Origin of the sequence: Alloprevotella sp. OH1205_COT-284 (genome assembly GCF_003859795.1) — a bacterium.
Lineage (GTDB): Bacteria > Bacteroidota > Bacteroidia > Bacteroidales > Bacteroidaceae > Alloprevotella.
Genome location: NZ_RQYI01000002.1, coordinates 1 through 12,955 on the forward strand (window position 1 = coordinate 1; position 12,955 = coordinate 12,955).

General features: G+C 37.1%; 12 protein-coding genes and 1 tRNA gene. 11 read left to right on the plus strand and 2 right to left on the minus strand.

The window, feature by feature from the left end:
• From EII14_RS00905 to EII14_RS00960, 11 genes are all read left to right on the plus strand, one after another.
• A partial coding sequence (locus EII14_RS00905) for a DUF3874 domain-containing protein (protein ID WP_199733841.1) occupies nucleotides 1-304 on the plus strand: 304 nt, incomplete at its 5' end.
• A gap of 975 nt (nucleotides 305-1,279) precedes the next feature.
• Nucleotides 1,280-2,743 carry a lipopolysaccharide biosynthesis protein gene (locus EII14_RS00915; RefSeq protein ID WP_124930694.1) on the plus strand — a complete coding sequence of 488 codons (1,464 nt, stop codon included), beginning with the start codon at nucleotides 1,280-1,282 and terminating at the stop codon, nucleotides 2,741-2,743.
• 65 nt (nucleotides 2,744-2,808) lie between these two features.
• Nucleotides 2,809-3,822: a radical SAM protein gene (locus EII14_RS00920; RefSeq protein ID WP_233569322.1), complete on the plus strand. Its 1,014-nt coding sequence runs from the start codon at nucleotides 2,809-2,811 to the stop codon at nucleotides 3,820-3,822.
• Nucleotides 3,819-4,937, plus strand: a complete 1,119-nt coding sequence (locus EII14_RS00925; RefSeq protein WP_124930696.1) for a polysaccharide pyruvyl transferase family protein — start codon at nucleotides 3,819-3,821, stop codon at nucleotides 4,935-4,937. The genes EII14_RS00920 and EII14_RS00925 overlap by 4 nt, the downstream gene beginning before the upstream one ends.
• Nucleotides 4,938-4,949: 12 nt before the next feature.
• Nucleotides 4,950-6,131 (plus strand): glycosyltransferase, encoded by a 1,182-nt coding sequence (locus tag EII14_RS00930; RefSeq protein ID WP_124930697.1) that lies wholly within the window; start codon nucleotides 4,950-4,952, stop codon nucleotides 6,129-6,131.
• 237 nt (nucleotides 6,132-6,368) lie between these two features.
• Nucleotides 6,369-7,181 (plus strand): glycosyltransferase family 2 protein, encoded by an 813-nt coding sequence (locus EII14_RS00935; protein ID WP_124930698.1) that lies wholly within the window; start codon nucleotides 6,369-6,371, stop codon nucleotides 7,179-7,181.
• Nucleotides 7,182-7,324: 143 nt separating this feature from the next.
• Nucleotides 7,325-8,059 carry a glycosyltransferase family 32 protein gene (locus tag EII14_RS00940; protein ID WP_124930699.1) on the plus strand — a complete coding sequence of 245 codons (735 nt, stop codon included), beginning with the start codon at nucleotides 7,325-7,327 and terminating at the stop codon, nucleotides 8,057-8,059.
• Nucleotides 8,046-9,197 carry an O-antigen ligase family protein gene (locus EII14_RS00945; RefSeq protein WP_124930700.1) on the plus strand — a complete coding sequence of 384 codons (1,152 nt, stop codon included), beginning with the start codon at nucleotides 8,046-8,048 and terminating at the stop codon, nucleotides 9,195-9,197. Before EII14_RS00940 ends, EII14_RS00945 begins: the two co-directional genes overlap by 14 nt.
• A gap of 100 nt (nucleotides 9,198-9,297) precedes the next feature.
• Entirely contained in the window at nucleotides 9,298-9,609 is a 312-nt protein-coding gene (locus tag EII14_RS09625) for a DapH/DapD/GlmU-related protein (RefSeq protein WP_124930701.1), read from the plus strand.
• Between the two features lie 9 nt (nucleotides 9,610-9,618).
• The gene (locus EII14_RS00955) at nucleotides 9,619-10,329 is read left to right on the plus strand and encodes a WecB/TagA/CpsF family glycosyltransferase (protein WP_124930702.1); all 711 of its coding nucleotides are present in this window, start codon (nucleotides 9,619-9,621) and stop codon (nucleotides 10,327-10,329) included.
• A 3-nt stretch (nucleotides 10,330-10,332) separates the two neighbouring features.
• Nucleotides 10,333-11,424, plus strand: a complete 1,092-nt coding sequence (locus EII14_RS00960; RefSeq protein ID WP_124930703.1) for a nucleotidyltransferase family protein — start codon at nucleotides 10,333-10,335, stop codon at nucleotides 11,422-11,424.
• Between the two features lie 93 nt (nucleotides 11,425-11,517).
• Here EII14_RS00960 and EII14_RS00965 read toward each other — a convergent pair.
• Nucleotides 11,518-11,592 (minus strand) — tRNA-Arg (locus tag EII14_RS00965).
• A gap of 107 nt (nucleotides 11,593-11,699) precedes the next feature.
• The gene (locus EII14_RS00970) at nucleotides 11,700-12,947 is read right to left on the minus strand and encodes a nucleotide sugar dehydrogenase (RefSeq protein ID WP_124930704.1); all 1,248 of its coding nucleotides are present in this window, start codon (nucleotides 12,945-12,947) and stop codon (nucleotides 11,700-11,702) included.
• Nucleotides 12,948-12,955 lie beyond the last annotated feature (8 nt).

The following is a 12,955-nucleotide window of genomic DNA, read 5'->3' on the forward strand; positions in this document are numbered from 1 at the left end:
CTCCGCCGGACTTCCCACGCATCTCACGCGTGAAGAGGAGGCGGAGCTCCAAGCTCACAACCGGGCATTCCAAATCACTTCTCCCGCGGCGGAAATCTTTTGGGAAGTTTTCCGCCTTCCCCATCCCGAAGAAGAATGTCCTCTTCTTTCGGCCACCGAGATATTCCGCACCCTCCAACGTGCTTTTCCCTCCGCTCTCCGCGGCATGACGCCCAACAGTTTCGGCCGCATCCTCCGCGGTCTCGGCCTGAAACCCTTTCGCACTTCCCGCGCCATGTGCTACCGGGTGGTGCTGCGTGGATAACCAATACTCACAGGATAAAAATCAAACAATGCTAAAACGCTCTCTATTTCAGAGCAGGGATACTGTTCACTAAAAGTGTGTAAGCTCCCAAATTCTTAACTTCGTGGTGCAATAACAAATCAAACTAAGAACATTGGAGCTTACGATGCAACAAAGCTCGGAAATAATTTCCGAAAATGACCTCTTGCGAGGCAGGTTTTAATGAGTTGATGCGTGTTTTTGGGGGATAGTTTTTCCTAACAAGAGCGTTCTCTTTTTCTTGACGAACATTCCGGTAAACAAGGCAATGTTTTTGATCCTCGCCGTTGGCGTGGCTATGACTGTAGTTTCCAACTTCGCATCCCTCGCACGCGTTCAGGGGATTTTTCAACCGGTAGTGTCCTAAAAAATGAATAAAGTTTTGCGGACTCCTCAATAATTTGTTATCTTTGCAACGATATGTCAGATTTTTCAATTAAAGACAACTCAGAAGGTATAGCCTTAACTTCGTGGCAAGCTATCGTAATACTTCGACTCCCTCTAAAAAACTTCACCTAAGGACAATCGCCCCTCTAATGAATATAATATTTACCTAAGATATTTTAGCTATATCCATTATTATGTTGTACACTTTTCCTCTACATCTTAACATCGCAAATTCTTTGATATAGTGGAAGACTTTATTCGCAATAGTTTGTGACTGTCGGCTTTTGACATTGATTACTAAAATAAAAATTGTTTACCGAGGCTTCCATCAAGGAAAGAACGTTCCGAAGAAGTAAAAGTGTCTCTCAATATATGGAGAAAAAGTGACTCTTTTATTTAATATAACTCATGGAATGGGATGTGTATATCGGCCACTCTTTCATTCAACAAGTACCACTCATCAGGTTATTACATAGAATAAGATATATAAAACAGTAAACACAGCACAGGCTCAAATATATGTTTCGCATATATTCTAACTTTACTCAATAAGCGCATCAGTGATTATTTATGTTTAAATCAAAATATAAAGAAGGTTCCTTAGGTGGAGAACTCTTTAATGGCATGTTCTATACGGCTTTGGCTAAGTATAGTGGGATTGTGATAAACTTACTAATAACGGCTGTACTTGCTCGTATTTTATCTCCATCTGATTTTGGGATTATCGCAATTGCAACAATTGTGATAAATTTCTTTTCGACTTTGACTTCTGCTGGCATTGCACCAGCTATTGTGCAAAATAAAACATTGTCATATGAAGATTTGACCAGTATAAATACTCTTGTTATTATACTTTCGTTTATATCAACAGGAGCTTTTGTTTGTTTGATTCCATTAATCGTGTCGTTTTACGATAATTCCAGTCTTCTGTCAAATCTACTATATATTTTATCTATAAGTATTCTAACAGCTATATCAACAATCGTTCCAAATGCATTGTTGATGAAAGAGAAGCGTTTTAAATTTATAGCTATAAGAACATTCCTTGTACAAGTTACTATGGGGGGAATATCTATTATATTAGCTTATAAAGGGTTCGGAGCTTATTCTTTATTGGTTAATCCTGTTTTGGGAAATATTATTCTATTGATAATTAATTTTAGAGCATATCCTATAGGAGTGAGTTTTAAAGGGGGAGGGAGAAATATAAGAAAAATATTCTCATTTTCTATCTATCAAATGTTATTCAATCTAATGTATATGATATATAGGAATGTCGATAAAATACTAATAGGTAAAGTTTTTTCTGTACAAACATTGGGGTATTACGAGAAGTCTTATAGATTAATGATGTTGCCGCTTGATAACATTTCCAATGTAATGGGGCCTGTCCTTCATCCAGTATTAAGCAATTATCAGAGTGATAAGGATTTCTTATGGAAATCTTATTTGAAGATATTGAGTCTTTTATCAGAAATTGGATGTTTTGCTAACGTTGTTATATATTTCTCTTCAGGCGCTATCATTAACATTATTTATGGATCTCAATGGCATGATGCAATTCCCTACTTTCAAATATTGTCTTTGAGTATAGGGGTACAATGCATGCAAGCACCAGTAGGAGCAATATTACAATCCATTAATAGAGTTAAAGGATTATTCTTCGCTTCTATCATAATAACCTTACTAGTTCTATCGTCATTGGGAGTCGGTCTATATTATAGCAGTATGATAATATTTTGTTGGTGCCTTGTCATCAGCTTTACAATCTCGTTCGGCGTATATCAGCTATTTCTCCTATATTTTTTCAATAAGAGTCCAGTAGATATAATCAGAAGTATATCTAAACCGTTTATTTCTAACACCGTCTTATTCCTTCTCTTGTCCAATTTCAGTAATGACTACTTAATGCCCATGGATTTTAAACATTTATTGGTGTTCGTTGTGGCTATTTTGTTTTACCAAGGTATTGTTTATAAATTGGGCTTTATGGAGATGACAAAAAACTTGATAAAATCGACAACACAAAAATAATATATATGCTTGGAATAATTAGAATATATTTGTTGCATTACTTTCAATCATGGTTGCATATACGAATGAAACCACGAACATTACAGCTGCCTGTGACGTCAAAATGTAATTCAAGGTGTGTCACTTGTAATATTTGGAAATACAAAGAGAAATCGGATATTGATCCAATAGCATTAAAAACAGTACTATCAAATCCGTTCTTTTCTAGAGTCAAAAGCGTAGGTTTAAATGGTGGTGAGCCTTTTCTGCATCCGGAATTTGTAGAAGTAGTCAAGGCTGTTTTGTCTTTAAAACGTATCAAGCATATCACAGTCATTTCCAATTGTATCTGCCAAGAAAAGACACTTAAGACACTTGCAGAAATTTATCCTTTGTGTAAGCAAAAAAATGTAAAACTGCACATGCAGATTTCAATTGATGGCGTACACGCTATTCACAACAAAGTTAGGGGTGTCAAAATCTCATTTGATCGTTCTCTAAAGGTAATTCAAACATTAAAGAAAAATCCTGGAGTATATGTTGATAACTTTGATTTGGGATATACGATTTCAAAATATAATGTAGACTATATGGTGCAAACTAAAGAATATTTTCAAAATCTTAAAATTCCCATATATTTCCATTTAGCAGTACCCAATAAGCGCATTCATAATTTTAATAATGCCCCTTTCTCTGTTTTGACAGAGAAGCATGCGACTCAAATGGCAAAGGAGTTTTTCTATAGTATGCCTATACATGAAAAGAAGATAATCCAAAAAATCAGATACACTTTAATATATCTATATCTTGCAGGTAAAACAAGTAAAAGAATGTTTATCTGTGATTATCTTTATAGTGACATCACAATTAATGAGATTTTTGATACATTTTTGTGTGCAACGGCCAGTGATAAAGTTGGGAATCTATTGGAAAAGATACCGACTTATAAAGAGTATAATTCTTTAGTAGAACCAACAAGCAAGCATTGTGATACATGCATACACTATGCTAATGTACCTTCTTTATTGGGCTTATATACGTTTTTTATTTATAAAATTAAGACGTTTAAACATATTCAGCGTTATAATATATTTTCATGAGAATTACAGTAATAGGTTGGTATGGTACAGAAACAATTGGAGACCGGGCTATCTTTGCAGGATTAGTCTCTTTGTTTTCTGAAGTTTTTGGTGATTTAGACATTCGCCTAGGTTGTTTAGGTATAGTTTTATCAGAAAGAACGTTAGATGAAGATATAGAATTCTTAAAGAAATGCTCTGAGGGGTATAAACTTAATGTTGAATTATTTGACTCTCGTATCAAAAGAGAATTAGATCAATTCATAAATTGGGCTGACATTGTCTGTATGGGAGGAGGACCTCTTATGGAATTAGAAGAATTAGCCATACCTTTATATGCTTTTAGTAAAGCCAAGAAAAAAGGAAAATACACTTTATTGGCCGGATGTGGAATGGGCCCCTTTATTACAAAGAAAAAAATAAAAACAGCATTAAAAATCGCACGAGCATCTGACTTTAAAATATTTAGAGACGAGAAATCACTTTCAATATATAATTCATATGTAAGGGATGAAAATGATGCTGTTGCAGCGATTGATCCTGCAATCTTTGCTGTCAAGCACTTTCAAGCTATAAACGAAACAAAACCGAAAAATTATATTGCAGCCAATTTTAGAGAACCTACTTCTGAATATGGTGTCAATGTCAATAGACAATTCTTTTGTGATTATATGGAAGAGATCCTAAATAAAAATAAAGAAGATGTAATATTGGTACCTATGCATACGTTCGAATTTGGTGGTGATGACCGCTATATTTTGAATGCAATAAAAAGAATAGTTGCGAATGATAGAATACATGTTGAAAATAAACCAACATCATTGACTCAAACAATGGAATTATATGCCAATGCAACAGGATGTATCGGTATGCGTTTTCATGCCATTCTTCTTCAGACATTATTAAATGGAAAAAACATGATTCTTGACTATACAGATCCTATTAAAGGAAAAACGATCAATCTTATAAAACAATTCAATATTGCTGAGCAAGTCGAGAATAGATACTACTCACTTATTAATAATACAGGATGTCTAAGAACAAATATTATCGAGATGCCCACTTTAAAAATTGAGGATAGTATTATAAATAAGTATCGAAGTGTTTACATTAATCAACTTAAACAAATTCATTAGTATAATAGTCTTTTGAAAGTTCTACATATATGTTCTGATGATAAAGGAGGAGCAGGATTATGCTGTCTGCGACTTCATCAAGCCTTGTTAAATCAAGGTGTAAGAAGTAATGTTTTGCTTCTTAACAAAACTCGCCATGACGTTCCTCTTGTTTTTGAATATGGCAGAAAGAAATACTTCTTTTGGAGACTGTTTAATAAAGTGTTGAGATTGTTACATCTAAGGGTTACAAACTACAATAAAGCAAAGTGGTTATGCAAAAGAACCGGTGGGGTATATACCCTTCCTCTGTCTGTAGTTGATGTTGCGTCATGTAAATTGGTAAATGACGCAGATATTATACATCTGCATTGGGTCGGAGATTTTATTGACTATCCCTCTTTTTTTCGTAAAATTCAAAATCCAATAGTTTGGACACTGCATGACGAAAACTTATTTTTTGGAATTGCACATTATGAAAAACAGGCATTGTTTGATAACTACTTAGAAAAAAAATACTATGATATCAAATTAAAGATAATACATAGTGTATCTAATTTAAAAATAGTTTTCCTTTCAGAAATGATGTATGGTAAGTTTCATCATCATGAAATGATCAAAGGACGACATAGTTCTATCATCAATAATTCTGTTGACTGTAACAAATATAAGCCTTTCGATAAAAAAAAATCCAGACAGAAGTTCGGTATTTCAGAAACTGCAAGGGTCTTCGTTTTTGTTGCCGCTCTGATAACTGATCCACGTAAAGGCTTGATTCATCTTGTAGAAGCTATAGAACAATTGCAAATGGACGATACAGTAATTTTGGCAGTAGGTAATAACTTAGAAAAAGTCCAATTACCACATGTGTTTTCTGTCGGGGCAATAAATGATGCAGAAACAATCTCAAAAGCTTATTCTTGTGCAGATTATTTTGTGATGCCATCAAAACAGGAGGCATTCGCTCAGACCCCAATAGAAGCAATGGCTTGTGGTATTCCTGCAATAGTCTTTCCTGTAAGCGGAACAAAAGAACTGATAAATGATAACAATGGTATTATTGCAAACGGATTTACTTCTCAAGATCTGGAAATCGCTATTAGAATTGCTATAGCTCAAACATTTGATTCTAAAGCAATACGTCAAGACATGATAAATAGATTCTCTCCTGATAGTATAGCCAAGAAATATATTAATTTGTATAACGAGCTCTGATTTATTTTAATGAAATCCCAATACAACCCCAATTTTTAAAACCTTTCTGTTTTCACGATCAGTAGTTATACATGTAATTTTTGTTGTTTTAGAGAAATTCGCAGTAATCTCTTAAAATGAACAATAATTCAGAGAACTGTGTATTTGATACAGTGCACACTCATCGGAAAAAGTGTCAATAATTAAAGCCTCAGAAGTAATACGAATGTCTGTACAACCCACCTTTTTCAAAGAGCTATGCAAAAAAACATTGCTTTCATAAAGATAACAATAGTCACAGTCTGCTATAATGCAGTGAAAGAGATAGAGACAACAATGCTATCCGTACTGAACCAAACGTATCCGAATGTGGAATACATTATCGTGGATGGGGGGTCCACGGATGGAACCATGGAGGTGATAAATAAATATCGTGACAGGCTTTCTGCTGTAATCAGTGAACAAGATAAGGGAACTTATGATGCCATGAACAAAGGCATCGCGATGGCAACTGGCGATTGGATCAACTTCATGAATGCTGGTGACTCGTTTTGCACTATAGACGTTCTTTACCAAATGTTTAGCGACAAAATATCTGCGGACTGTGGTGTGTTGTTTGGAAACAGCCGTGAATATCGTGACAACATACTCTATTCAGTCAAACCAAGACCCTTCTATCTCAGTAAGAAAAAACATTTCTCTAAGGGTATCTGCCACCAGAGTATGTTCTTAAGAACTATGTTGGCGCGAAGATATCCCTTTGACTTAGCGTATCCTGTGGCCGCAGATTTCAATATGGTTTATCATATATTTAAGAATGAGCTGTATCGCTTCGAGTACAAGGATGTAGATGTCGCACAGTATGACCTTATGGGCTTCTCAAACAAGAATGTTGCACAGGCATACTATGAAGAGGCATGTATCATCAATCCCAATGCGAAAAACAATCGTCCTCTGCTCATGTTGAAAGGAAAAACAATCCATTGCATTAAGCAAGCTATTATCAAAATGCTAGGTCTTTTTCCCTCCTTGAAACGTAAACTGCGAGGAATCAACAAGATTGAACTCTAACTCTGCTCGAAGACATCTTGAGTAAATACTGTAAGGAAGCGACGAAAAAGAAAGTAACTGATATTATTTTATCGCATTTTCATGGCAAAGTGAATATCGAACGCCCTGCACAAAGTTAAAGAAACCAAAATAAACACTTTTGTATGATCCCCCCAAAAATACATTACTGTTGGCTCAGTGATGACCCATTGCCCCCTAAACTTCAACATTGTATCGATAGTTGGCGTCGTTTTTTACCGGATTACGAGATTATAAGATGGGATTTGAAGCGTTTTCCATTGGAGAAAAATATCTGGGTACGTCAAGCATTCGAGCGTAGGAAGTATGCTTTTGCTGCCGACTATATCCGTCTCTATGCCCTTGTAACAGAGGGTGGAATTTATTTGGACAGCGACGTAGAAGTGATTAAGTCATTCGACACCCTACTCCATCTCCCGTATTTTGTTTGCAAAGAAAATAGTCCACAAGGCTTAGAAGCTGCAGTATTGGGTGCAGAGCCGGAAACACCATGGCTCAAAGTCTGCTTAAACTACTACACAGGAAAGGCTTTCGTCGAAGCCAATGGTCATGAGAATACGAAGGTTCTGCCACGCATATTGAAAGAATGTGTTGAAAAGATGTTCAAAATTGAATACATCCTTTCGCCTAAGGATTTCGACGATGATGATTCTTGCGTATATGTTTTGCCATACGATTATTTTAGTCCAAAAAACTACGTTACCAAAAAACTTCAAGTAACCTCCAATACATATTCCATTCATCACTTTGCCGGTACATGGGTGCCTCTATGGAAGAAAATCGCCCTCTACATATGGGTACCATTTAGTATAAAATTCCCCACATTAGCCAAGCTGATCAAAAAATATGGATTACGTTAGACCGAGGACACAAGAATTCCCATTTTGGGCAATGTTTGTTTTGTTTCCTATAATCTCGATTATTGTATGGATCAGTAAAAAACAAGACATTGTCAATTATGATTACTTTTGGGTGCCTTTTTGTGGAGTAATGATTTTTTTTACCTTTTTGAGGCAAAAAAAATCATCCAATAGATTGGCAAAGATTTTATTGTTCTTTTCATGTTTGATCTTTCTAAAATACTTTATTCCTTGGTGGATATATGACTCCATAACCTTAAAAGCAAGTCTTATGGATGGTAAATGGATGATTTATCTTATTACTGCCATATTGTGGTTGAGTATTGTCGGTTCGCCTAAGATTATTCATGTTTATAAATATTGTATTTTCTTTTGTCTGATCTATATAGCTAAAGCATTATATATGATAGGTACGGGTACTTTATCAAGAGCCGGCGTCTTAATGGAAGCAAACTATGACGGTTTTATGATACTGATTGTGTACTGCTTTAGAGATGCAATACCAAATAGAAAAACATGGTGGGATTGGGTAATGATACTTGCAACATTGCTTACATTTTCTCGTACAGGATGGATATCATTCTTTTTAATTATTGCTTATAAGGCGTTTAGAAAAAATATTTTATATTTTGCTGCGCTTGTACCAATTGTTATGGTACTTGCTTCGTGGGGTGCTGAACTCAGAGGAGAAAGTGCTCATAACTTAGACCGTTTTGTATATTGGACACAAGCTATTAATTATTTCCAGAACACTTCGGTTGACAATGTGTTGTTAGGAGCTACTCCTGGAATCCCACTCCAAGTGGAAGTAATGCCAGAGTTTGCCTGGACAGTAGAAAAATTCGAGGATATGCATGCTTTGAATGGTATTTTCCCTTTTATGTTCCATAGCACATATCTTCGTCTTGCAATAACATGGGGTGTAGTTCTCGCATTACTCTATCCTTTTGCTCTTGTGAAGATTTTCTTAAAAACCGATTTCATACCATTAAAACAGCTATGCATAATAACACTTATACAGAGCTTTTCACTCTCCGCTTTAACATTGCAAAACGTTTCATTTCTACTGATGACAACTTTCTTCATGTGTTGGCAATATGATAAACAAATTCGTCTAAATTCAAAAATGTCTGTATAATGATAAAAAACAACTATTGTGGTAGATTCCCTAGGTTTATTGTTTTGCGACTATCAATGAGTCGCGTTGGCTGAGCAGTAAGCGCATACGTCCGCAGCTATTGAGGCTCATCGGCATAAAAATCGGCAAGAATGCGCATATCGGAGCTAACGTAACAATCACAATGAATTGTGTGCTGCTTACCCATTACTTGACTCCGCATAAGGATGGAAATCTGACATACGACACTGGAAAACTCACAATTGGCAACGACGTATTTATTGGAGCCAATTCCGTTATCGCTACTCCTGTAACAATAGGAGATAATGTCGTGATAGCAGCAGGTAGCGTTGTTACGCGAAATATACCAAGTAATTGCCTTGTGGGAGGCGTGCCGGCACGCGTGCTGAGAAACTTTGTAGTTGACAAATAAAAGAGTATAATGGGTTCGATTCTTGTAGGTAAGATTATTGATACCAACACCCTTACTATAAAAGGAATTCTAGAAACGAAGGGCGTTTACACTTTTCTTAATCCCGTATCCTATCTTGATGCTTTATATAATAAAGAAGTTTTTGCACAATTTGATGGAATATTTGCAGACGGAAATTTATTGGTCAAAGCAATAAAGTTCTTCTATGGAAAAGTCGTGGAACGTCGTAGTTTCGACATGACATCGCTTGCACCAGAACTATTTGAGTACGCTGGGGAACAGGGCAAGACTATATATATAGTGGCCTCCCGGCAAGAGCAGGTAGAAACTGCTGTAAAGATATTCACCGAGAGATTTCCCAAAGTACAAATAATAGGTTACCGCAATGGTTTTTTTACCCATGATCGTAATATGGATGAGGAGGCTCGATACATCTGTAAAGTGAATCCCGATTATTTAATCGTGGGTATGGGCGCATTGAACCAAGAAAAATTTCTGCTGAAGGTTAAGGATGCTGGATTTAAAGGCATAGGCTTTACTTGTGGAGGCTTTATTCATCAAACATCCCAAAACGAAATAGACTACTATCCAATGTGGGTAGATAAGGCAAACCTGCGGTTTATCTATCGTATGTGGAAGGAGCCACACACTCGTGTGCGTTATATCAAAGCAGGAATATTATTTCCTATAAGGTTCTTTATCGAACGCATATTCGGATAATCTATGACTCAACAAGAGATCTTCTTTGAACTGCTACGCTTTAGTATTGGCGTAATAAAAGAGATACCAGCATCGTTGAAAGAGGCCGATTGGCAGGATCAATTTGATATTGCCCAAAAGCAGGCGTTGCTGGGAGTATTATTCCATGGTATCAAGTTATTGCCAAAGGATTTGGCACCTCCGACACCATTATTGATGCAATGGGTGGCAGTAGCAGAACAAATCAGGAGACAGAACATACGTACGAACACTGACTGCGTGAAGTTACAGAAACATTTTAGAGCTATTGGTTTTCAAGCTTGTATACTGAAAGGACAAGGGAATGCAATGATGTATCCCGATCCCTATATACGTACATCTGGAGATATTGACATATATGTTAGTGGTGGAAGAAAGAGGGTGTTAGAATATGTCGAGAAGATCTGTCCTAAACAGATTGTTCGATACCATCATGTGGATTTTTCTGTAATGAAAACGCCAGTAGAAGTGCATTTCACTCCTTCGTACATGTATAATCCTTGGGCTAATTGCAAACTGCAAAGATGGTTCAATAGAAATATGGACGAACAGTGTTTCAACGAGGTAGAGTTGCCAGACGGAAACAGTAAGATAACGATTCCAACAACTGCATTTAATGTGATATATCAGTTAAGTCATCTTTATCGTCATGTATTCTCGGAAGGAATAGGATTACGCCAACTGGTAGACTACTATTACGTATTACAAAATGCTATGCATCTCGACCATATCACTTTGCGGAATGAGATGAAACATTTAGGTTTATACAAATTTGCTTGTGCCGTCATGTATGTGCTGCATGAAGTTCTTGCATTGCCAGAAAACAAAATGATAATTGCTCCGATGGATAAAATAAGAGGGAAATTCCTATTGGAAGAGGTTATGATTGGTGGTAATTTTGGGCAGTACGACACACGCCTGTCCTCAAGAGAGAACGAAGATAAAGTGCGGCGTTATCTTCGAATGTCCCTTCATAGCATGCGCCATGTCAAATATTATCCCGCAGAAGCCCTGTGTGAACCTATATTCCGTGCAAGTTTTGGTGTATGGAAGAAATTACACGCTTATACCCATTAGGGGACTGTATCAAAACTTTACCAAACAACAAGAATTCTTTATAAAATAAAAAAGGCTATCCAACATCTGTATTGTTAGATAGCCTCTTTTTTGTGATTCCGTTGGGGTTCGAACCCAAGACCCACGCCTTAGAAGGGCGTTGCTCTAATCCAACTGAGCTACGGAACCAAACTATTATTGTAGCAAAGTGCAATGAGATTGCTTTGCGAGTGCAAAAGTAGTTTTTTTTGCCGATATGACAAAATTAGAAGATGGTTTTATCCATATTTGAGGGATTAGTCGCGATAAAAAAGGTCGCGAGTGTAGACTTTGGTAAGAACATCGTCAAGTGAGGAGTCATAACGGTTGGCAATAATGGCTTGGGATTTGCGTTTGAACACTTCCAAATCGTTGACGACAAGACTTCCGAAAAAAGTTTCTCCATCTTGCAGAGTGGGTTCGTAGATGATGACAGTGGCTCCTTTGGCCTTGATGCGTTTCATCACCCCTTGGATAGAGCTTTGCCGGAAATTATCGGAGTTGGATTTCATGGTGAGGCGATAGACACCAATAATACATTCGCGTTCAGCACTCGGATTAAAGTCGCCTCGATTGAAATAATCATAGTATCCTGCTTGTTGCAGAACACGGTCGGCAATAAAATCTTTGCGTGTAGCATTGCTATCGACAATGGCACGAACGAGGTTTTGCGGTACATCTTGATAGTTGGCCAAGAGTTGCTTGGTGTCTTTGGGAAGACAATAACCACCATATCCGAATGAGGGGTTGTTATAGTGCGTTCCTATGCGAGGGTCAAGGCATACTCCGTTGATGATTTGCTGTGTGTCCAAACCTTTTAGCTCGGCATAAGTGTCGAGTTCATTGAAATAACTGACACGAAGTGCCAGATAGGTGTTGGCGAAAAGTTTGACAGCTTCGGCCTCAGTCAGTCCCATGAAGAGCGTTTCGACATCAGGTTTCAAAGCTCCTTGCTGCAAGAGAGAAGCGAAAGTGTGAGCGGCATCATCCAAACGTTGATCTCCTTCGGGACGCCCAACGATGATGCGGGAAGGGTAGAGATTGTCGTAAAGAGCCTTACTTTCACGAAGGAATTCCGGAGAGAAAAGAATATTTTCACTTCCTGTCTTTGCCCGTATCTGTTCTGTGAATCCTACCGGAATGGTGCTTTTTATGACCATAATGGCATCGGGATTGATTTGCATAACGAGCTTGATGACGGCTTCTACGGCTGATGTGTCGAAAAAGTTGCGCGTCGAATCATAATTAGTCGGGGCTGCAATAACAACAAAGTCAGCGTTGCGATAAGCCTCCTCTGCATTGAGTGTTGCAGTAAGATTTAGAGGCTTTTCTATAAGATATTTTTCTATGTAATCGTCTTGAATAGGAGATTTACGACTGTTGATCATTTTTATTTTTTCAGGAATAATATCAACAGCCGTTACACGATGATGTTGAGCGAGTAAAACGGCTATACTCATACCCACATAGCCGGTTCCGGCCACAGCAATTTTATAACTTTTCATGAGGAATA